General features: G+C 32.8%; 22 protein-coding genes and 1 riboswitch. Of the genes, 5 read left to right on the forward strand and 17 right to left on the reverse strand.

The features are described 5' to 3' along the window. The first annotated feature begins 132 nt into the window (after positions 1-132). Entirely contained in the window at positions 133-2,154 is a 2,022-nt protein-coding gene (glyS, locus tag OQK60_RS04425; RefSeq protein ID WP_297684492.1) for a glycine--tRNA ligase subunit beta, read from the forward strand. A 1-nt stretch (position 2,155) separates the two neighbouring features. On the opposite strand, the gene OQK60_RS04430 is transcribed toward glyS, so the two are convergent. Together OQK60_RS04430 and OQK60_RS04435 are read right to left on the reverse strand one after the other, a co-directional pair. Then, complete coding sequence (locus tag OQK60_RS04430; protein WP_297684494.1) at positions 2,156-3,676, reverse strand: hypothetical protein; 1,521 nt, start codon at positions 3,674-3,676, stop codon at positions 2,156-2,158. Positions 3,677-3,740: 64 nt separating this feature from the next. Next, positions 3,741-3,819: riboswitch (cyclic di-GMP riboswitch) on the reverse strand. A 76-nt stretch (positions 3,820-3,895) separates the two neighbouring features. Next, a complete protein-coding gene (locus tag OQK60_RS04435; RefSeq protein ID WP_297684496.1) occupies positions 3,896-4,630 on the reverse strand; it encodes a hypothetical protein in 735 nt (244 codons plus the stop codon). 57 nt (positions 4,631-4,687) lie between these two features. Here OQK60_RS04435 and OQK60_RS04440 point away from each other — a divergent pair, with 57 nt between their 5' ends. From OQK60_RS04440 to OQK60_RS04450, 3 genes are read left to right on the forward strand one after another with little or no spacing between them, the layout of a single operon-like run. After that, a complete protein-coding gene (locus OQK60_RS04440; protein ID WP_297684498.1) occupies positions 4,688-5,470 on the forward strand; it encodes an alpha/beta hydrolase in 783 nt (260 codons plus the stop codon). Beyond that, entirely contained in the window at positions 5,470-6,207 is a 738-nt protein-coding gene (locus OQK60_RS04445) for an ElyC/SanA/YdcF family protein (protein ID WP_297684500.1), read from the forward strand. The genes OQK60_RS04440 and OQK60_RS04445 overlap by 1 nt, the downstream gene beginning before the upstream one ends. 51 nt (positions 6,208-6,258) lie before the next feature. Further along, positions 6,259-8,076: a diguanylate cyclase gene (locus OQK60_RS04450; RefSeq protein WP_297684502.1), complete on the forward strand. Its 1,818-nt coding sequence runs from the start codon at positions 6,259-6,261 to the stop codon at positions 8,074-8,076. 5 nt (positions 8,077-8,081) lie between these two features. On the opposite strand, the gene OQK60_RS04455 is transcribed toward OQK60_RS04450, so the two are convergent. The 8 genes from OQK60_RS04455 to OQK60_RS04490 all read right to left on the reverse strand — a co-directional run bounded on the left by OQK60_RS04455 (position 8,082) and on the right by OQK60_RS04490 (position 15,088). Further along, entirely contained in the window at positions 8,082-8,546 is a 465-nt protein-coding gene (locus tag OQK60_RS04455; RefSeq protein WP_297684504.1) for a globin, read from the reverse strand. A gap of 78 nt (positions 8,547-8,624) precedes the next feature. Next, a complete protein-coding gene (truA, locus tag OQK60_RS04460) occupies positions 8,625-9,335 on the reverse strand; it encodes a tRNA pseudouridine(38-40) synthase TruA (protein WP_297684505.1) in 711 nt (236 codons plus the stop codon). After that, positions 9,336-10,355, reverse strand: a complete 1,020-nt coding sequence (locus OQK60_RS04465; RefSeq protein ID WP_297684507.1) for an LptF/LptG family permease — start codon at positions 10,353-10,355, stop codon at positions 9,336-9,338. Further along, a complete protein-coding gene (locus tag OQK60_RS04470; protein ID WP_297684509.1) occupies positions 10,355-11,170 on the reverse strand; it encodes an A24 family peptidase in 816 nt (271 codons plus the stop codon). Before OQK60_RS04470 ends, OQK60_RS04465 begins: the two co-directional genes overlap by 1 nt. Next, entirely contained in the window at positions 11,170-11,847 is a 678-nt protein-coding gene (locus tag OQK60_RS04475) for a di-trans,poly-cis-decaprenylcistransferase (protein WP_297684511.1), read from the reverse strand. Before OQK60_RS04475 ends, OQK60_RS04470 begins: the two co-directional genes overlap by 1 nt. Before the next feature lies 1 nt (position 11,848). Next, complete coding sequence (coaBC, locus tag OQK60_RS04480) at positions 11,849-13,120, reverse strand: bifunctional phosphopantothenoylcysteine decarboxylase/phosphopantothenate--cysteine ligase CoaBC (RefSeq protein WP_297684513.1); 1,272 nt, start codon at positions 13,118-13,120, stop codon at positions 11,849-11,851. Positions 13,121-13,255: 135 nt separating this feature from the next. Then, positions 13,256-13,804, reverse strand: a complete 549-nt coding sequence (locus OQK60_RS04485) for a CARDB domain-containing protein (RefSeq protein WP_297684515.1) — start codon at positions 13,802-13,804, stop codon at positions 13,256-13,258. Between the two features lie 69 nt (positions 13,805-13,873). After that, on the reverse strand, positions 13,874-15,088 hold the full coding sequence (locus OQK60_RS04490; protein WP_297684517.1) for an EAL domain-containing protein: 1,215 nt from the start codon (positions 15,086-15,088) through the stop codon (positions 13,874-13,876). Between the two features lie 201 nt (positions 15,089-15,289). On the opposite strand from OQK60_RS04490, the gene OQK60_RS04495 reads away from it, so the two are divergent. Next, on the forward strand, positions 15,290-16,027 hold the full coding sequence (locus OQK60_RS04495; protein WP_297684519.1) for an ankyrin repeat domain-containing protein: 738 nt from the start codon (positions 15,290-15,292) through the stop codon (positions 16,025-16,027). Here the strand turns inward: OQK60_RS04495 and OQK60_RS04500 are convergent. The 7 genes from OQK60_RS04500 to OQK60_RS04530 form a co-directional block, all read right to left on the reverse strand. Further along, complete coding sequence (locus tag OQK60_RS04500; RefSeq protein WP_297684521.1) at positions 16,022-16,297, reverse strand: CDGSH iron-sulfur domain-containing protein; 276 nt, start codon at positions 16,295-16,297, stop codon at positions 16,022-16,024. The two genes, OQK60_RS04495 and OQK60_RS04500, sit on opposite strands and share 6 nt — an antisense overlap. A gap of 195 nt (positions 16,298-16,492) precedes the next feature. Then, positions 16,493-16,711: a cold-shock protein gene (locus OQK60_RS04505; protein WP_297684523.1), complete on the reverse strand. Its 219-nt coding sequence runs from the start codon at positions 16,709-16,711 to the stop codon at positions 16,493-16,495. 217 nt (positions 16,712-16,928) lie between these two features. Beyond that, positions 16,929-17,240: a hypothetical protein gene (locus OQK60_RS04510; RefSeq protein WP_297684525.1), complete on the reverse strand. Its 312-nt coding sequence runs from the start codon at positions 17,238-17,240 to the stop codon at positions 16,929-16,931. Between the two features lie 97 nt (positions 17,241-17,337). Beyond that, on the reverse strand, positions 17,338-18,225 hold the full coding sequence (locus OQK60_RS04515; RefSeq protein ID WP_297684527.1) for an ORF6N domain-containing protein: 888 nt from the start codon (positions 18,223-18,225) through the stop codon (positions 17,338-17,340). Positions 18,226-18,362: 137 nt separating this feature from the next. Then, entirely contained in the window at positions 18,363-19,040 is a 678-nt protein-coding gene (locus OQK60_RS04520; RefSeq protein ID WP_297684529.1) for a hypothetical protein, read from the reverse strand. A 3-nt stretch (positions 19,041-19,043) separates the two neighbouring features. Next, entirely contained in the window at positions 19,044-21,413 is a 2,370-nt protein-coding gene (locus OQK60_RS04525) for an SMC family ATPase (RefSeq protein ID WP_297684531.1), read from the reverse strand. Next, positions 21,400-22,518: a DNA repair exonuclease gene (locus OQK60_RS04530; protein WP_297684533.1), complete on the reverse strand. Its 1,119-nt coding sequence runs from the start codon at positions 22,516-22,518 to the stop codon at positions 21,400-21,402. The genes OQK60_RS04525 and OQK60_RS04530 overlap by 14 nt, the downstream gene beginning before the upstream one ends. Positions 22,519-22,549 lie beyond the last annotated feature (31 nt).

Genomic DNA, 22,549 nt, shown 5'->3' on the forward strand with positions numbered 1-22,549 from the left:
TAACAAGTAAATGTTAATTTTGTGTTAAACTATACTCATTTTAGAGACATTTATAAAAGAAGCTGCAAAAGCACTTTTTAACCAAAAAATAGATAGAATCGCGTCAATAATATAAAATAAAGAGTTTATGACATGTTAAAACCATTACTAATCGAGATAGGCGTAGAAGAGCTTCCAGCAGTTCCACTTTTAAAAGAGTTAAATAATATTGAAAAAAAGTACGCTGATATTTTGCAAAATTACTCTCTTTTAGGTGAATTTGAGTTTTATTATACTCCTCGTCGTTTAGTTATTTGGCATCCAGAGTTTAAGACAAAGCAAGATGATAGTGTAGAAGAGTTTTACGGAGCACCTTTAGCAGTTGCTTACAAAGATGGTGAAGCAACACCTGCTGCAATTGGTTTTGCAAAGAAATGCGGTGTTTCACTTGATGAGATTGGCAAAGCACAAAAGGGCGCTAAAGAGGTTCTTTACTACAAAAAAGATGTAAAAGGTAAGGACTCGACCGAGCTTCTTTTGGATATTATTGAGACATGGATTAAGTCACTTGATTTTGGCAAATCTATGAGATGGGGAAGCTTAAGTGAAAGTTTTATAAGACCTATTCGCTGGGTGAATGTACTTCTTGGAGATGAACTGGTTGATGTTGAGCTTTTTGGCGTTAAATCTAAAAAAGAGACTTTTGTTCATCGTATCAGTAATTTTGATGCTGTAAGTATTAAAGGAGCAAAAGAGTATTTTGAAGCTTTAGAAAATGGCGGAGTTACACTTTTTCCCCAGCAAAGACGAGAAAATATTTTAAAAGATTTTGCTTTACTTGAAAAAGATAATGGCATAAAAATTGAGATTGACGAATATCTTCTTGATGAAGTTGTAGCAATAACTGAACATCCTACTGCACTTTTAGGCTCATTTGATGAAGAGTTTTTAAGACTTCCTCCTGAGGTTATCATCACCTCTATGAAAGAGCATCAGAGATATTTTCCTGTATTTAAAGACGGCAAGTTAATCAATAAATTTTGTGTTGTCTCAAATGCACTTACAGATGATTTTTCTAAAGTAATTGAGGGAAATGAGAGAGTGCTTCGTCCTCGATTGGCTGATGGACTTTTCTTTTATGACAATGACTTGAAAAACGGGTTAAGTACAGATGGACTTGAAAAAGTTGTTTTTATGAAAGGTCTTGGAACAGTAGCTGACAAGATTGAGCGTGAGAAAAAGATAGCAAATGCTCTCTTTGACATGTACTCTTTAAATGAGATGGATAAAGAGATATTAAACCGTGCAATAAGTCTTGCAAAAGCTGACCTTATGAGTGAGATGGTTTATGAGTTTACAGAGCTTCAAGGTCTTATGGGTGGTTATTATGCAATAGAGCAGGGCGAAAAGCAAGAAGTAGCTACATGTATAAAAGAGCAGTACCTTCCGGATGGAGAAGATAGTGAACTTCCATCTTCAAAAGTAAGTGCAATAGTTGCTATGAGTATAAAGCTTGATACTCTTTTAGCTCTGTTTAGTGTAAATCAAATACCGACAGGCTCTCGTGACCCGTTTGCTCTTCGTCGTGCAGTAAACGGTCTTATTAGAATCACAAAAGAGCATAACTTGGAGTTTGACATAGTTAAGACTATGAAAAAACTAGCAACAGGATATGCAGAGTTTGACATGTCAAAACTTGAGGCTTTCTTTTTAGAGAGAGTTAAGCAGTACTTTAAAGTCAATCCTTCTATTGTAGAGGCAGTTTTAGCTTCAGGAGAGAGAGAACTTTTAGCTATGGGTAAAAAGATTGAAGCCTTGGAGACTATGGTTAACTCTGAAGGTTTTAGTGAATCATTTTCTACATTTAAGCGTGTTGCAAATATCACTAAAGATATCGACATGTCAAATGATATGCTTGTCGATAACAAACTTTTTGAAGAAGAAGCAGAAAAAGTTTTACATGTAAGATTTATAGAAGTTTCTACATGTAAATATAACTCTTATGAAGAAGAGCTAGATGCTCTGCTTGGTCTAAAACCGGAGCTGGATAAATTTTTTGAAGATGTTATGGTTAATGCTGAAAATGAAAGTGTTAAAAATAACAGAAAATCTTTGGTAGCTTCTATTTATAAAAGTATTTTAAATATTGCAGATATAAAAGAGGTAAGCATCTAAGCTATTTAATATTTACCTCTTCTAGAGGTATTTTTTTTGAAGTCAGTGCTTTAATAAGTGAGTTTTTTATTGACATGTACGCTTCTTTATTTTGAGCCAATATAACTTCTTCTCTTCTTTCTTGCCTTACTAAAGCATCCATCTCTGTTTTTAAACTGGTGTATTGAGCTAAATCATTTTTATTTATCAGCTTGGAAGTCAAGCGGTCTTTTTCATCTTTTTGTGCTTGAATATCCTTCTTCATTAGTATAAAATCATCTTTTAAGACTTTTTTTGTACTTTCATCTTTAGCTGAATCAATCATATCTGCATGTATATTTAGCCTCTTCATACCATGATTTATGTCTACAGTCAATTTATTGATTGCCTTGTTTATAGTGCTGTTATACTCAACAGGTGAAATTCCGCCGGCATTAAATTTTGAAATTGCTTTGCTTAATTCAGCTTTTTGTATTTTGATTTCTTTAATAGACATGTCCATTTTGGTGTATATTTTCACAATTGATATCATAGAGGCAACATTCCATTTTAAGCCATTTTTAGCTTCTATTTCCGGAACTTTGTATTTTATGCCATTTTGCACAACAATATCTAGGGAGTAATACTTTAAAAAATCCATCATATATCTGTTTGAAGTACTTATTTCCAGCAATACCAAATCTGCTATGTAACCAAATACCTCTTTAAAGTGCAATCTAAATATATACCCTGAAAATCCTTTGAAAAATTCATAATTGTGATCAAAAGTTTCAACTAAAAGCTCAGTAGTTATTGACTGTATAAAGGAAAAAACATATTTTTCGTAAGTTACATTGTTAATTTTTTTATCTATAAAAAACATATTGACAAAGTCTTCTGCCACAAAATAAAAGAAATCTTTGTTTTCTGTTTTACTGAATATATCATCATGGAATGATTTAAGGTCTTTTTCATTGATGCCGTTAAATCTATTTGCTATAGTGTTTTTTTCATCTTCAGCTACTTCACGAATAGTGCTTTCATCAAACAGCTTTATTAGTATCTGATTGTTTCTAATAGCAATTATATCACTGCTTATTAGCCCAAATGCTTCTCTGATGGCAAAATTTATAAGTTCTTTTTTATTTACAATTTCATCCGTTATATTGTTGGTTAATGCAATTACACCTTGTGATAACGCTTCAGGAATCAATATTAGATCTTCTTTACCTCGGTAGTCGTACTCGACTAAGTGGTCATTGTCTTCTAACATGTCAATAATGCTATCAATATGTTTACTCTCTTGGATTGGTATATATTCTTTAATCTTTAGAGTGATGTTTTTCTCTGTAATCTTTAGTTGAGCTTCTCCCACAGATTCAAAATGCTCACTAAAAGCTTGTTTTATTTTTAGTTCATTTTCTTCATCTGAAATAGAAATTTTAGGAAAATTTTCTTTTAAAAAGTAAAGTAGTTTTTTACTATCTTCGCTAGTCCACTCATAATCAATAGATGGCTTAGGAATATTTGTTTTTAAGTAATTTTTTACTTTATAGTGAATCATTCTAGTTTTTCCTAGCTGTTAAAATAATATTATGAAGTGCATTGTTGAGGAAAACATAGTTAATAATTGCAACTCGACCATCTTTTATAAAAAGACTCGTAACTTTCCGTCCCTACTTCACAATAGGTTTAGCTTTATTCTTAATACACTATTCTACAATATGATATTTAAATATAGGTAAAATTTTAAAAATTAAGTCTTAGGCTTAATTATAGTAGCTTAACCTATTTTTATTGTTGTTGGAGGATTTGTAGAGAAAGCTTTTTTAAATGCATTTGCTCTGATGTCTCTAAGTTTTCCACTCGCTGTTGGCGGTAGAAAATACGCTCTTTCTTGGCTCTCTTTGGCATCATAATTGTTATCATGCATAAATACAATCTCTTTTCCAAGCTTACTTACTTGTTCTGAAAGTGCTCTGGCATAAGCAATAATCGCTTTATGGTGTCTGTCAAATTTGTTTCCTGAGGCAAAAAAAACAAACTTGCCGTTAAGTCTTATGTTTGAAATATCAATATAGTTTAACTCTTTAGAGTAGCGTGTTAGTTGATTGGAAGTATATTTATCCAAATCAGCATCAAACTCTTCTAAGATGGGAGTAGGCTCTATGTTTGGTTTGTTTAGCCCAAAAAGATATTTAATCTCTAAAAGTTTTCCTCTGTATCCATCTTTGATGGCAGATGAAAAAAGTCCACAGTTTTTGTCAAATTCCAGTTCGACAAAGTTACCGTCAAACTCATAACCTTGAGATGCTAAACCGGCATCATCTCTGTATCCAAGAGGTGCTATTGTCGGATTATATAAAAATATAGTTCCAGCAATAGTCTTACGCCTCTTTTTAAGCATCTGCTCTAGTTGATTTGTGTCTATTGTCTCGTTGTCTTCTTGTATGTAAATATACTGTTCAACAACATAGTCTAAATCGAATTTTGTTGAAAATTTTCCAAATGCTTGCATAAAAATCCTATAATAATTGTATGGAATTATACTATAATTAGCTCAATAAAGGTACTTATGATTTATATAATTTTTCTATTTTTTACATTTGGAGTTTTGGCTTTTGCATTTTATCATTGGCAGCATTTTATGTTTTTTTCTCCAATATATCACAGGGTAGATGAACTTGATGAAAATTTTGAGACATTAAGCATAAAAACTGATGATGGTATAGAGCTTGAAGGTGTGGTATATGAGCCAAAAAGCTTAGATAAAAAATCATCTGACAAAGATTCAACACTGCTTTTTTTTGGAGGACGCAAACATGACAGTGTTGGTTTGATAAAAAAGCTCTCATTATCATTTTCACACACTAGGATCATTACTTTTAATTATCGTTCTTACGGCAGAAGCGGTGGAAAAATTAGTGAAAAAAATATGCTAAATGACGGACTTAAAATAGCTCGAATTATTCAAAAAAACTATGGTGATTTTTATGTTTTAGGTTTTTCAATAGGCACAAGTGTAGCTTCATTTGTAGCAAGCAGGGTGCATGTTTTGGGAGTTTTTTTAGTCGCTCCTTTTGACTCGGCTGCATTACTTGTAAAAGAGAAATATAAAGTTCATGTACCATGGCTGCTAAGATATAAGTTCGATAAAAGAAAATCGGTAAAAGAGATTGATGCTAAGACATATATTTTTGCCAGTAAAAGTGATAGTGTTACATATGTACAAAATGCTAGAAATTTAAAGCAACATGTAAAAAATCTAACTCTTTACAAAGAGTTTGATGAGTTGTCACATAACGACCTTCTTTGGGATAAAGAGGTTGTAAATATAATAAACGGAGTATTGCGGTAATGGAGATAGGATTTTTTTTAAAGAAGTTTATAACTTTTTTTGTTGAGCCTTTTGGAATGATTTTCTCACTGTTTATCATAGGTTTTTATTTTTTATTTAAAAAACAATATAAGTATGCAAAAGTCTTGTTAAGTACAGCATTTGGTCTGTTTTTGCTATTGTCATATCCACCTTTTTCAAATTTTTTAGTTGAAAACTTAGAGAACAAGTACCCAAAATACGATTATAAACATGACATAAAATATATACATGTACTAGGTTCAGGACACAATACTGATAAGTCTCAGCCATTGTCGTCGCAAATTAGTGGTATACAAAGAATTTTAGAAGGTGTAATAATTCATAAACAAGTTAGTGGTTCTAAATTAATACTTACCGGATATAAAGGTGACACAAATATATCAAATGCTCAGATGAACGCTAATCTGGCAATGGCCCTTGGTGTAGATGAGCAAAATATCATAATTAGCGATAAACCAAAAGATACAAAAGAAGAAGCTATCTTCACCAGAAGTTTACTTGATGAGGAGAAGTTTGTTTTGGTGACATCTGCAACTCATATGCCAAGGGCAATAAAGCTTTTTAAATCTCTTGGGTTAAACCCAATTCCTGCACCTACGGATTTTAATAAAAGAGAAATTGATACATATTTAAAATTACCAGATGGTTTATTGCGAGCTTCAACTATAGCAATTCATGAATACATAGGAATTTTATGGAATATGATTAGAAGTTAAGTCTTATTTTTATAAGATACGAATAATTATAACTAGAAGGTTTTTTTTATTATGTATAGATTTTTTTTAGCTAGATTTTTTGTTCTACTATTTGTATTTCTAGTCCCTCAAATAGGCGCTGTTGATGTTGTGAAAGTCAATAAAAATACGGATAAGATCAATTTGTCCCCAAATTCTGAGATTTTTTTAGACTCTGAGGATTATTTTAAATACGAAGATGTGTCACAAGAGATATTTAATGAAAATTTTACTTCTGTAGAATCAAAATCAGTTTCTGCAGGGTATACAAGTGATGTAATATGGATAAGATTTAAGATAAGTAATGAAGAGTATCAACCCTTTAAGGCAAAACTTGAGATTCCGATACCTTGGATAAGTGAATTAGATTTTTACATCAAAACAGATGAAGAACTTATCGTTAAAAAACTTGGTGCAAACTTTACCTTTATAGAACGAGACATAAGTTCAAGGTCTTTTTTTATTCCCATAACTATTGAACCAAAACAAACTACAACGGTTTACATAAAAGCCCAAGGCTCTGATGCAATAACCCTTGCTCCTTACTTATACTCAGAAAAAGAATCAACTAAGCGTCTCTCTTATATAGCAGTATTTAGCGGCGTATTAATCGGTATGATCTTAATAATGATTATTTATCATCTCAATAGATACATAGTACTTAAAGATGATAATTATCTCTATTTTATTTTATATTTGACAGGTTTAGTATTTTTTATGGGCATATACTACGGTTATAATGCCCAGTTTTTTTGGACAGAGAGCCCTGTGCTAAATGAGAGAATTTCTTTTCCAATTGTAGCATTTAGCTTCTTTACGGGCTTGCTATTTAGTAGAAATTTTTTAAATACAAGTAAAAACTTCCCAAAAAGTGATCGATACCTCACTGTACTTATGTACTCTTTTATACCGCTAGGGATTTTTAGTTTTTTTGTAGATAGTAAGTTGACTATGTTTTATTTTACATCGTTTTTTGCATTTTTATACTCTATAGGACTGATATATATATCTGTGCGTTCTTTTAAAAAGAAAATCTCAGGTAGCACTGATTTTTTATTGGCATGGTCTCTATCGTCATTTTCCCTATTTTTATCCTCAATGATGCTTCAAGGTTTTATAGATTATAGTCATTTTCTTTATGAATTCCACGCTCCTATAGTTATACTGCATATATTGCTGCTTTCATTCGCTTTGGTCTCTCGCAGTAATGACATGAGAACACAAAAAGAGATTGAGATAGAAAAAGAACACAAAATAGCAGATAGTCTGGGTAAATCAAAAGAGAAGCTAATACGCTTAAATGAAAAACTTGAAAGAAAAATTGCTATGCAAGAAGCACAATTATCACAAAGAGATGAAGAGTATGAAAAATATTCTACCAAAGATAAGTTGACTCAACTCTACAATAGAGCAAAGCTTGAAGAGTTACTTGCAAATGAACTACATCGTTCCAAAAGGTATCTTGATGATTTTAGTTTGATAATTATAAATATTGATAATATGGGCTCTATAAACGATAAGCATAGCTTTCAAGTTGGAGATTCTGTTATAAAAGAGCTCGCAGACATATTGATAAAGAATATTCGTTATATTGATACAGTTGGCCGCTGGAGTGAGAGTGAGTATCTAATTATATGTCCTAAAACAAATGCTAAGCAAGCACAAATTGCCTCTAAACATATTCAAGAAGTAATTGAAAATTATAAATTCTTTTTTGTAGGAAAAGTGACAGTCAGTTTTGGAGTCACAGCCTGTTTACCAACTGATTCTGGGCAAGATATCATAGCAAGAGTTTTTGATGCTCTTGCTACAGCTAAAGAAAATGGCAAAAATAGGATTGAAGTGATATAAACCTTTTAGTTGATGTAAGCAGATTCTTTAGGCCATTTGTTTACTGTAAGTTTTGAGAACTTATCAAGATAATCCCAAAAGTCATCTTTGATTTTTTGCTCAATCTCTAACTCTTCCAACACGGTTCTAAATGTTCCTAACCACTCATCGCGTGATTTTAAATATATTGAAAAATCCTTGTGAATGTCTATCATATATTGGTCAAGATCCTTGCCTTTCATCTCTTCATCGTAGATTGAAGGTCCGCCGCAGATTTGAATAAAAAACTTTGTGTTTTTCTTTTTAACTTCTTCAAATTCTTCATGGTCTTGCGGGAAAAAGTGAGCAATATCACTATCGTATATCCTGTCATAAAATTTATACATCAGCTCCTGCATGCCATCGTAACCTAAAGCATTATAAAAGGCAGGATCAGGGCTTTTAAATTTTACATCTTCGTCTTTTACAGCTTTTGTTATCTCATAACTCATTTTTATTCCTATTGTTTATTCATTTAAGTGAGCATAATATTAACAAAAAAAAATGTATATTTTGCTAAGTAATTGAAACTAGTATTTAATTTTTGCCAAATATAAACCATTGCACTTTGCAGGTTTTATTTTATAATTATTTCTGCATTCTAGCTGCTCTAAAATCTCTTTTTCATTTAGGTTTAAAAGAGCTCCAACCATAAGTCTGATTTGACTTCTTAAAAATCCGTTTGCTTCAAAAGTAAGTACAATATACCCTTTGTGTTTATATGCAAATGCTTTATAAACAGTTCTACATGTAGAGTTTATATCACTACCTGTTTTCATAAAATATTTGAAGTCGTATGTGCCACAAAAAAGTTTGATATTTTTTTCTATTTTAAGAAAATTCACATCGTCTAAAAATGTTATAAAATCATCCTCAAAGGGGTTGCTCTGAGCCTCTTTTATAATGTATCTGTAGAGTCGTTTTTTAGCACTGTATCTTGCGTGAAACCCATCATCTACCTCTTTTATGCTTTTTACATGTATAGATTTTGGAAGCATCTCATTTAAAACTTTTTTGAGTTTTGCTAAATCATTCCAAAACTCAGGTAAATCTATATGACAGACTTGGCCGGTGGCATGAACACCTTTATCTGTTCTGCCGCTTGCTATAACTTTGCACTCAATATTTATCTCACGCAGAACATATTCAAGCTGTCCAAGTATTGTATTATTTGAGCTTTTTTGCGTTTGTGAACCTAAGAAATGTGTGCCATTATAGGAAATAGTTAAAGAGCATCTCATTTAAAACTTGGCAACAATTGTTTTTTTATAAAGTATATATGTAGCACTCAGCCAACCGATGAGTAAAACAGGAATAGTATAAAAAGACAGAGGACCTTCAAGTCCTAAAATAAGGGCATAATAAGCTAAAATACCCAAAAATAGATATAGGTATACTTTTGCTTTTTGGTGTCTTACATGTACTATCCCGATACTTGCAATTAAAAACAGGCTCATAAGAGGAAAAATACTAAACAAAAAATCTAAGGTAAACATCTTGATTCGTCTATCACGAAAATTTTTATCAAGCCAAAAGCCGATTGTTGATTTGTACTCATATAAATCAGCTTGCATAATGTCATTTATGTACATATTTTCAAAATCTATTTGTGTGAATTTTTCTTCAGAGTAGCTATAGCCCTCTCCAGTCGTTAGTTTAAGTCGTAAAATTCCGGAGTCATTTATTATCTCTGCTTTTTTTGCTCCTATTAGAACTTCTTCTTCTTTGTTTTTGTTAAAAAGAATTACATCGCCATATGTTTCATCTAAGTTCTCTTTACCGATATATAGTAGCCAGTCACCAAACTTATGACCAAATTCAGAAGCTGAAATATTAAATTTTGCTTCACTTTTTTTATAAATAATGAAATTTTTTGACATGATTTTCGTATGAGGAAAGAGTACAAAAAAGTTGATTAAGAGTATTATTGATAAAAACAAAGCAGGCTTAAACAGGGCTCTGAGTATAAGTTTAGGTCGGATACCAAGTGCAAATAAAACTACTATCTCATTGTCATTTGAGAGCTTAAAGAGCGTTAATGTCGATGCTACAAAGAATGATATAGGAAGTGTGTAAAAAAGAAGCTCAGGGACTATAAAAAAGTATAGTTTTGCCATTTCCCATAAAGATAGCTGTATTACCGCTGTATATGTAGCTAGTTTTATTAAAAAAACGATAGAGGCAATAGAAAAAAGTGGTAAAAAGATAGATAAAAATATAATTGACAGAGAATCTCTTATATATTTTTTTAATATTTTCATTAGTAATTTGCCTTGATATAATCTAAAATAGGGCTGTCAAATATATACACAATAAATGTAGCCATTACTAAAAATGGTACAAAAGGAACCGTTACTCTCTCTTTTGATCTACTCGTTAAAACCATCATTACAGGTAAGGCTAAAATAGCCGATAAAAATATAGCAACTAGAGTGAGTTTTACACCTAAAAGTGCGCCCATTGTAGCTGCAACCATGATATCACCTTCTCCGAGTGCTTCTATAAAAGGGTAGGTGTGGTAGTTTTTTGTCCATGGAGTTATGGTTTTGTTTGCATGTCTGTGTGCAGATGAAGTTAACATGTATGACATTGCAAATCTAAGAAGAGTAAACCCCCCGGCAAAAAGCAGTGCATTTTGAAAATTTGTAAATACTCCAGGAATGCTCCATGCTCCAAATATTGCAAAAGTCATAGCTAAAAGGTTCAAAGAGTCTGGAACCATTTTGTACCTAAAGTCTATAACAGAAAGTGAGAGAAGCATAAAAAAACTAAAAACAATCAAAATCACAGGAAATGAAAAGCCAAACTTATTTACCAACACTAAAAATATCAGACCGGAAATCAACTCCACTAAAGGGTACTGAATAGATATTTTGGCCTTACAAAAAGAACATTTTCCTCTTAAGAAAACCCAAGACAAAAGAGGTATGTTATGCCAAGGTTTTAAAGGAGTATTACATTTAGTACAGTGTGAACCTCCAAACACTATGCTTTCATCTTTTGGGATGCGTAAAATAATCACATTTAAAAACGAGCCAATAGCTACACCAAGTATAAAAGCAATAGTCAGTTCCATTATTTCAATCCTCCAAATCTTCTCTCTATTTTAGTGAAATTTTTGATAATTTTTTCCAATTCATTGGTTGTAAAGTCTGGCCAAAGCGTATCTGTGAAAAAGAGTTCAGCATAAGCAGATTGCCAAAGTAAAAAGTTGGACAATCTATGGTCTCCACCTGTTCTGATTAGTAAATCTACATTGTGCTTACAGTCAAGTGCATTGCCAAGCATTGCTTCTGTAATGTCTTTTTCAGAGTTTTTTATGCTATTTACGGCTCTTAGTATTTCATCATGTGCACCATAGTTGAGTGCTAGAGATTGTACCAAGCCATCGCAGTGAGAAGTTTTTTCTTCAACATCATGTACGGTTTTTTGTAGAGGTTTTGAGAATGCTCTTATATCGCCAATTGCTTCAAATTTAATATTGTTTTTGAGGTAATTTGGTAGCTCGTCTTTTAAATGCTTATCTAAAAGTTTCATCAAAAACTCAACTTCCAAGCGAGGTCTTTTCCAGTTTTCAGTAGAAAAAGCATAAAGTGTCAGTCTCTCTATATCCTTGTTGCTGGCACAATATGCAGTTATTTCTTTAACAACTTTTGCACCAGCCTCATGCCCTTTAACTCTTTTTTTATTTTCAAGCTCAGCCCAACGGCCATTTCCGTCCATAATTATTGCTATATGCCTTGCTTGATTCATACTAGTTTAGACCCTTTGCATGCTCTAAAATCTCAAATGAAACACTTAGTTTATCAGATTGCGGTATTGCTTCTATCCTGTCTGGAAGTATAAAATCTACAGTGTTTGTGTCCGCACCAAAACTTGAAGAGTCTTTTAAAATATTTAGACACACAGCGTCAACATTTTTGTTGTCTATCATTTTAGAAGCGTTTTTTAGGGCATGTTCTTCATCTATCTCTGCTTTAAAACCGATGGTTGTGATATCTGTTTTATCAATAGAATCCAATATATCTACATTTTGTTTTAGCTTCAAGTCCCACTCAGACCCGAGTGTCTCTTTTTTGAGTTTTCCCTCTTGTGCAAAAGCAGGCACATAGTCGCTGATAGCTGCAGCCATAAACAAATAAGGCTTTTTCTGGATAAGGTGTATCTGCTCATCTCGCATAAGTGTTGCTTTTGAGAGTTTTCCTTTTTTGGCGATACGAATAGAGTCGTTAAGATACTCAAGCATTTCATCTGTACTCTGGACATCTATGGTATATAAATCTTGTGGTAAATCTGCATCAAATTTTGTTGAAATTAGGTTTACATCTGCACCCTTACAGTAAAGAGCCGTAGCTAAAGATGAAGCCATTTTTCCGCTTGAGTAGTTAGATAAAAATCGAACATCATCTATCTTCTCAACTGTCCCGCCGCCAGTGACTATAACTCGTCTATCTGTCCAAAATTCATCTTTTAGCAGAGCTTTTGCGCAGTGCCAAAAAACCTCTAGTGGTTCAGCCATAGCACCGTCACCTGTTGTTTTACATGCAAGCTCTTTAGTCTGTGTATCTATTGTTTCGTAATTAGAGATAGAGAGCATTTTCAAGTTTGCTTTTGTGATAGGATTGTGCAGCATATTTGTATTTGCAGATGGTGCAAGTACTTTGACATGTGGATATGCTAAAGCACATTGAAGCAGCATGTTGTCAGCTATTGCATTTGCAAGTTTTGCTATTGTATTTGCAGTTGCAGGAGCTATGACAAATAAGTCTGCCCACTCTCCGGCTTTGATGTGGTTATGCTCACTTACCCATGATTCGTTGGTGTCATCTAGAACTTGGTTTGAAGTAAGCGTCTCAAAAGTAAGAGGAGTGACAAATTTTTTAGCCGCCTCAGTCATTACAACCTTAACCTCTGCACCCGCTTTTACAAATAGTCTCACCAAATCAAACGATTTATATACTGCAATTGAACCTGTAACACCTAAAAGTATTTTTTTATTTTTTAATAAATCTGTCGGAATAAGCATTTTAAACCTTATAATATTTTTTGTATTTTATCATAAAAGGCTTAAGTGATTAGATGTCCTCTATTTATTATTTTTGAGTTGAATATATTTAGATTTGTATTGATCTTGTCATTGATGTCTACTTCGTTTATATTTTTAATGCTTTTTTACTATTCTTATCTCTATCTCTTTTATATTATTATTTTCCCTTGATTCTTCTACTGCATTTGTTGAATCTGCAATTACTTTAATATAAAGTACATCGGGAGTGCCTTTGACTCTTCCATATACAACTCGTTTTGTTAGTGACTCACCTGGTTCAAGATCTTCTTTTTTCACCAATATAATTTTTTCTTTGTGAACCGGGCCTGAATATCCATATTTGAATTGTACTTTTATCCTAAAATTATTTTTGATATAGCCGTACTCAGCAAATATGTTCTTAATCCTTATATTTAATTCAAGTGGTTCATTTGTAAACAACTTGTCGACAGACCCTACCATTGAACCTCTCTGGGTGTAAGGTATAATATCATCAACAATAATATCCGGTTTTCCAGTAGGGTGTGGATCGTATGCCTCTGGAACAACTGTACGGGGTTTTGACATCTTCTGCGGCACTATGTCAGTCTTCAAATAATTTGGTGCGCCAAATCCGATTGAAGGCAGAGCCAATACGATTAAATATAATGTGATTCTTTTCATGTTTTCTCCTGATTAAAAATTAATATTTTTATTTATAAACTACTTGTGACTATTTAACCGTAATAATGATTAAATTTTACTTCTATCTATTTCAACTCCGCCGTACTCTAAGGTGTAAATCAAGTCGGTTGTGTCAAGTTTTTCAAAATTTTCTAACATGATTTTTTTCAAATAATCTTTTTCTGCAACCATTGCTCTGTTTAAACTGGTGGCAAAAATTCCTTTATTTTCGAGCACTAAAGAGGTGATATTGTTATCCATTTGTATATGGTCCATCAACTCTTTTATGTCGGTTTCAAAAATAGAGCTTAGCATTGAAAACATACCGGCTAGGTAAGCTTGGTCTTTGTGCTTAAAATCAGCTTCTTCTTCCATCCTCTGGGCTCTTTTTATAGCTAACTCCAAGATAGTTTTAGAAGCCGGGTTTTTAGAGACTTCAGAATACAGATATACCAAAAGCCATCTTAGTAATTTGTCTCTACCCATCAGTGTTATTACCTGAGTCAAAGATTCTATTTTTACATTGAATTTTTTGGAATTATTGAAAAACTGAACAAGTTTATAAGATAAATCGGGTTGTTTTTTTATAAAAAACTCTAGCTGTTGTGTGCTGTCATCCCCTTTTATGATTTTGATCAACTGCAAAATTATAAATTGAGCCGGCTCTTTTGAACCAATAATTTCTATGGTTTCAGGTTTGTCCAAATAATAACCTTGAAAATAATCAAATCCCATATCCAAATATTTTTTATAATCCTCTTTTGTCTCGATATTTTCGGCTAAAAGTTTAATCCTTGTACCTTTAAACTTAGCCATAACTTTTTCAAGGTTTTCAGGTTCTGAGAGTACAACATCCATTTTTATGATATCAATATAATTAAAGAGTCTACTGAATTTTGTAATCATCTGGGCACTTGAGTCAAAATGCTCTATCGATAACTTAAATCCTCTTTTTTTATATTGTATAATCTTGGCAATTGTCTTTTCTGTTAAGTTGATATCGTCTAATATATTTATAACAAATCTCTCATTATCTAGCACATCTAAAATGCCTTTTGAGAGTGTTTCCTCATCCACATTTACAAAAGCTAGAGTCTTTCGACCCAGTAAAGCGTCCAATTCTTTGCTTGTTATTGAGCTGATGATTAGTTGCGATGTCTCTTTAACATTATTTGACATTGCTATTTCAGTGCTGTTTGAGCTGTCTTTAAAAACAAGTGCATAGGCATATAACTGATTCTTATTGTCAAATATTTTTTGTTTAGAAATATTGATTATATTCATTTGTTACTTCCTTGATTTTGTTTATTATATCATTTTTTTATCTATCTAAATGTTTTTCTCACGCTCTGATAAAATGCCGTCTACACCTTTGTATGCGCCAATGACTGTTTTCGCTCATTATGTACATGTGAAAAATTGAGTTATTATAAGAATTCATAAGTTATAATCATGCTTGTTTTTAATTTAACAACAGGACTGCACATGAAAGCTGTAAAACACCTAGTAATATTTGGTTTGATATTTTCTTCTTTGCTTATGGCTAATGAGTCTGTTCTTGTATTGGCTGGAAAAAATAAAGATTTGACAAAACTTAAATCAGCTTTGTCTTCTGGAGAGAGTGTCAACAGCAGAGGCAATGGCGGTGCTAGTGCTTTGATGTGGGCTGCAAAAAATAATCAGTTGAATATGGTAGATTTTTTACTTGAAAAAGGTGCGGATGTTGATGCGCAAGACAGTGCAGGGTATAGTGCTTTGATATATGCATGCAGTGAAGGCAATCTCGATGTTGCTATTAGTTTGGTAAATAAAAAAGCAGATGTGAACTTAGCTACTAAAAATTCTAAGACAGCACTTACATTTGCCATTAAAAAAGCAAAATATAAATTAGTGGAATTTTTGATAGATAAAGGTGCTTCTATCAGTATTGTTGATGATAGCGGCACTACTCTCTTAGGTTATGCTGTTCAGGGTGAATCAGAAGACATGCCTATCATTGCAAATTATCTTATACAAAATGGTGCAGATGTTAATGCAAAAGATGAAGATGGATACACTATTTTGATGGCTGCTGCTGAGAGTGGAAATACGCAGATTGTTTCACTGCTTATAGGTCGTGGTGTAAATAAAAATGCAAAAGATTCAGAAGGACTCACTGCTCTTGATTATGCAAAAGCAGAAGAGCAAAATGAGGTAGTTGCACTTTTAAACTATGATTTATAGTTTAACACCTTTGCCTACATCATCGTCTGTGTAAAAGCTATGAGTTCCATCGCAAAAAGGAAAGTTTTTACTTGTCTTACACATACAAATCTGATAAGGTTTAGTTTTTTCCACAGTTACTTTTTTAGGTAAACATTCGCTTCCCTCGTGACTTCCATCGCAAAATATCCCATCTTTGCTTTTTCCGCAACTACAAATAAAGTATGTAGTACCGGCTTCGAGTGTTACACCTTTAGGTTTGTTGTTAAATACGATTGCATCTTTACACATAATCCACCCCTTTAGTCTGTATTTAAAAGTATAGCATAAGTAGTTCATGTCATAGATTGTTTAAAAATAGATAAGCATATTTGCAAAGAGAATAGTAGAATTTTATTATTTTAGGTTGATTTGAAGTTGGATAAGTTGTTTAGAGAGGGGCTGCTAAAAATAAGATGAGCGGAAAAATCCGCTCACATGAAAAGGTTACAGACCTGTAACATTCTCTGCTTGAGGGCCTTTTTCGCCTTCACCAATTTCGAAAGTCACTTTTTGACCTTCGTTTAGTGAAACACGATCGTAACCATTGCTGTTAATTTGGCGGAAATGTACGAATACATCTTTACCACCATCTTCTTGCTCGATAAATCCAAAACCTTTTTCGCTGTTGAACCATTTAACTGTTCCGTTTGTTAATGTTGCCATTGTAAATCCTTGTTTTAATACACCTCATTGCTAAGGTGGTTGAAAATCTAATATGAAGCTTTATTTTAGGTGAATCTTACTGGTAACCGGAGGTCGTCAATGCAAAGCAGTCTAAAGATGTAACTTGAATCATCTTTCATTGGCAACAGTATAACTGAATTATAAAAGAATAGATAGTATATATGAATAAATTTTATAATTCTAAGTATATTTTAAGTTAATTAGCTTGCAGACTAATAGACTTTGTTACATGTAGTTGTTGATCTTTAAACCATTTTGTCGTTTGTATTTTTGGAAATACTTCACTAATGATTTTAAGCGGAGTGTCATCCCAGCTGTTAGTGTCTTGGGACATATCCCAGCTAAGTTCACTCATAACATATGAAAAAATTTGGTTTATAACTTTGTACGAAGACTCTTGTGCTTCTTTATCATTGCTCTTTTCATGCTGTAGCATACTCTTTACAACTTGCTTTCGCAAATCTCTACTGTATTGCTCTTTTAGTTTGTCTATAATTTGTTGTTGCATTACATGTAACCTTGATAAATAATTATAGAATTGTACAATATTTCAATTACATAACTATTTAATCTTTTGATAAGCCTTTGAAGAAAAATAAAAATTTTTATTTTTGAAGTTTCATCAACATATCCAAAGCGTTCATTTCAAACTTAGAAAATGCAAACCATTTTTTGCCTAAGTCTTTCAAGCTAGCACCTATATGGTAAAGCTCTTTTTCATCAATTATCAAAAATCTGTCATGTGAAGAGTCAAACTTTTGCAACTCAATTTTTTCATACTGAGTATTATGTTTTTTTAGGTCTAGTTGCAGCTGTTTTGTGATGTTTTTTGTGTAAATATTAGCTTTGACATGTAGCTTTCTTTTTGAAAGCAAGGTAAGAACACTATCATCGCAATAGTTGTCAATAAGCACGATACTCACCTTCGCACACTTGATTAGGTCTGACACAAATATATAAGCATCATAGACCTGCCCATCATAAAAGATTCCTTGCTTTGGTTTTATGGATTTATCCTCTATGGCATCAAAGAGTTTATTGAATTTTTCATCGTTATTATATTCGTTTAGTATTTGTCTTTTTTCTAGATTTTCAATTTTTTGAAATAATTCTGCATATTGATTTGAAATTCTTCTCATTTCTACAAAACTTCTAATTATTTTTACGCTTATATCTATTGCAATTTTACTTTTTAGTATTGCACTAAGCATAGATACACCTTGTTCTGTAAAAACATGAGGGTTTACTGAAGAGTGTTTAAGTCTATTTAACCGGTCACATTTTGTGACCAGTTCATCTTTTTCTGCTGTTTTTAACTGAAACCTGAAATCAAATGGAAACCTATCTTCATTTCTTTTGACAGCTTGATTAAATACTTTCGTTTCAACACCATAAAGCTCCGCCAAATCTCTATCTAGCATCACTTGAAAACCTCGTATAGAGTAAATTTTATTTTTTATAGTATCTTCGTTTATAATTGATACTTCATTCATAATCTATCCTATATGCTTTTATAGATTATTACATGAAAAAAGGTTTTGGTTTAAAAATATGGCATTTTGTAATGTTTTTATTTTGACATGTAGAAAAAGTGGGGATGCCACCCCTGAGATATACTTTTCGGAGTAAGCTAAATTGACAAAAATGTTTTCCCTGATAATCCAACCAAGGATAAACCTACAAAACGATCAATTTTAGGTCTTAATATTTTATCCATAAATATTTGAAGTTCTGTAATGTCTTCTTTAGACATGAAAGTGGTGAAATCATTAAAAGCAACAACTAACATAGTCTTGTTCGGATATTCTATTTTAGATTTTTTTTCTATTGCTTTCAAAATTAAAGCTTTTTGCTCTTCTTTCATGCCAGTATGAGAAACAGCGATATTTTCAAACTCCACAGTTTGATTGCCACTTGCTTTAGTGCCATTTACAATTATTCCTCCAATTCCAGGAACAGAACCAGTTTTATCTAATTCACTATTTCGTAATTTTTCATTATGCCCATTTATAGCGTTTGTAATTTCTATAAATTCAAATTTTTCACAACCATCAACTTTTGCATCATATGATTGATTTCCTACTTTTTGATTAATTTTTATTGAGTTGTCTTCAGCAAAAAAATACTTACAAAAAAGGGCTAAAGGGTACGATTCTTCTACAAAAATCTTAATTTCATCATACATCAATAATCGTAAGGATGTCTTTTCTGTTTTTAATGTGAAGTTATCAAATGTGGAAAAAACCCAATCATATATTTCTGAAGGCGATCTTTCAATTTCAATTTCTTCTTTTGTGATTTTATACATATTTTACAACTCCACAACTCTTTCAAACATCTCTTTTATCTCCATCTCATGAGATATGATAAATATCTGTCGGTACTGCTCTTTGATGGTATGAAAAGCTTCTAGTATTTCCATACGGCGGCTCTCGTCCTGACTTCCGAAAACTTCATCAAAAGCCAAGAAGCCTATAGAGCTTGCTCCGTTTAGTTCTGTGAGTGTTTTTGAGATGGCGATTCTTAAAACAAGGTTTGCCAAGTCTATCTCTCCGCCTGAAAATCTCTCTATCGGGTACTTTTTGCCCTCATCGTATATGAAGAAATCAAAGTCGTTGCTTACCTCTATGTGTTGGTATTTGCCTTTTGTTATTTGTGAGTACATGTCAGAGGCAATGCTAGAAATGCGCGGTGCAACTTTTGCGTTTAGTTTTGTTTTAAACTCGGCTAGACTTGTCTTGATTTTCTCATAGTCGACAAGGTCAGCTTTTTTAGATTGGACTTTTTTTAGTTGGGCTTCGTTGTTCTCAAGAGCATTTTGTATTGTTTTTATTTCGCCGTCAATCTTTGCTATTTGGACTTTTATCTCATTTATAAATGCTGTTTTTAACTCTATGGTTTTGAGTATGCTCTCATGTTCTTCAAGCAGATGCTTATGCTTCACATCATCGTAAACTACAGCTTTAAACTCAGCTTCTTTCTTTTTACATGTAAGAGCTAACTGTTCTATTTTTATAGTCACTTTTACCAGGTCAGCTTTTACGAGTACCACTCTTTTTAGCTCTGTTTCAAGGCTTAGTACATGTTTATATTTTGGCTCTATCTCTTTTATAGAGTTTTTCACTTTGACATGTAGCTTTTCATCGTAGTTGTATTGCTCGAATTTTTTTAGCTCTTCTTTGTTTTTTAGACCTTTTTGCTCAACTATTTTAAAGTGATCTTTTTCTTTTTTCAAGACAGAAAGTTTGCTCTGTATAATGCTTATATTTTTACTAAGCTCCAAAAACTCTTTATCTTTTGCTTTTTTATCCGCTTCAAATGCCGCTTTTTGAGTCTTGACATTTTCAAGCTGCTTTTTATATTCGTCTATCTTTTTTTTATGAGTGTTGTTTACAACTTCCACAAGAGAGTTGATGACATTGTCATACTCATCTAAAAGAGGTCTTGTACATGTAGGACACTCTGGCTCACTTCCAAGCTCTTTTAATTTTGCTATTTTTTGGTTTGTGATGTCTATCTGTTTTTGCTCGTGCGCCATCTCAGTTTTTAGTTCGTTTTCAATGGTGTGTTTTGTACTTATGGTGTCTTGAAGTGCAGCAATACTTATCTCTAAGTTTTTTGCATTTACCAAATATTCATCGTACGAAACACAAGCTTTCTCAAGGGAAGTGATGTCTGATTTGCTTTTTGTGTACTGGTCTCGCAGACTTGCTTGCTCTTTTTGCAGTCCCTCTTTTTTGAGCTGGAACTCTCTTAGTTTATCTTGCTCTTTTAGCTGCTCTTGCAAGTTTGCATACTCTGTTTTTACATTTGCAAATTTGCTTAGTTCATCTTGCTTGTGTTCTAGTTCATGAAGCTCGGCTGAGAGTTTTACCTGGTTCATGATTTCTAAGCTTTTAGAGTTTTTTGCAAGTTCAAGTTCTGAAAATAGTTTTTGTTTCTGCTCTTTGGTTTTAGCAAATACCTCTAGCTCTTTTTTTATACTCTGCTCTCTGGTTTTTATATGCTCTAGCTCTTCACTTTTACTCAGCACCTCTTTTTGCTCGGCCTCTTTGGCAGACTCATTGATTTGTATCTGCTCTTGTTTTGTTTTGACATCTTCGTCACTTAAAAGCACTTCTGCAAATGCGTTTATCTCTCGCTTGATTTCACGGCTCTTTTCTACAAGCTCTTTTTCTATAAAATCTATCTTCTGAAGTCCTAGAAGTTTTCGTATCATCCTCTTTCTGTCTTCATTTTTTAGAGAGCTTAGGCTTGTCAGCTCTTTTTGAGAAGCAAATAGCGTATGCATAAAAGCTTCTTTGCTCATTTTTGTGAGGTTTACTATGGCAGAAGTGACTTCTTTTGCTCCTGTAGTAGTTAAGTCGCCATTTTTATAAAACTTTGCGTTTGCACTCATAGCTTTACCACGAAATTCTCTGATGACTTTATACTCAGTACCTTCAAACTCAAACTCAAGTTCTACGACAACAGCGTCTTTTGTACTTGCATTTGAGTTTCTGATAAGTTCTTTGTTTCCTCTATCTTTAAACTCTCCATAAAGGGCAAAAAGTATAGCTTCAAATATGGTAGATTTTCCGCTTCCGTTTTTGCCAATGATTCCTATCAAGCCTTCACCAAATTCTATTGTCTTAGAGATGTACTTTTTAAAGTTTTCAAGTTTAAGTTTACAGAGTATCATCTGTGACCTCTTCGTACTGTGCGAACAGCTCTTGTACTTTGTCTTTTAGTCTGTCGTATTCTTGGGTTTTAGAGTCTTGTTTTAAATGCTCTAGGAAAAACTCTTGCAAAGAAAGAGCTTCCACTCCGTTTACTTCTGCTTCGTTAACACCCTTTTTAAACTCTCTTTTTATACTCACACTCATGGCTTCAGGAAATAGCTTTTTTATCTCAGAGTTTTGGATGTCTATAGATTGAAGTGCCGTTAGGTGTGTAAGTCTTACTTCTACTATTGCGTCTTTAGTATCAGTGCTGTCTATGTTTTGTATAGAGTTTTCATAATACTCACAATGTATCTCTTTAAGCACAATTGGGCGTATTTTTATCTCTTTATATTGTACATCCAGCTTGTTTTTTAAATCGATTAGGACAAAACCTTTTGAGTTTCTTTTGTCGTTTAGTGATGTTCTCTCAGTCGAGCCGCTATAGTAAACATTGGTATGTTTGCCAACATGTCCAAACCCATGCCAGTGACCAAGAGCTACATAATCCATCATCTCAAATATATACTCTTTATCTCTTGGATAAACCCACTCTCCAAACTCCTGCATTAGATAGCCCGCTCCAACAGAGCAGTGCATCATCATGATGTTTTTTTTCTTTTTATCTATGTTTTTTTCGCAAAGTTCTATCTGCTGTAAAGCCTTTGAATCATCGTTCATGTGGGGCAGGGTGTGAAATACAACATCGTCAAACAATACCTTTTTATACTCTTGCTTGTAAGATACATGTATGTTTTTAAAGTTTTCAAATATCTTTAAAATAGGACTACTTAGGTTTGTTCTGGGAGTTGAATGATTTCCGGCAATGAGAATAAAAGGAATATTTAATTCTTCTATGACTTTAATCTGCTCTAACGCAAAAGTTATGGCACGGTTTGAGGGGCTTGAGCGGTGAAAGAGGTCGCCCGTGTGTATGATGTAATCAGGTTTTATAATTTTTATCTGCTCAATCACCTGAGAAAAAGCATCATAAAAGTCCGCTTCTCTTTGGTTGATGTTCTCATCATTTAAGATGTCTAAGTCACTGTATCCAAGATGAGTATCGCTGAAGTGAAGTATTTTCAAATAATTTCCTGATTGTTTCAAATATTTTATC

Origin of the sequence: Sulfurimonas sp. (assembly GCF_026196735.1) — a bacterium.
Classification (GTDB): Bacteria; Campylobacterota; Campylobacteria; order Campylobacterales; family Sulfurimonadaceae; genus Sulfurimonas.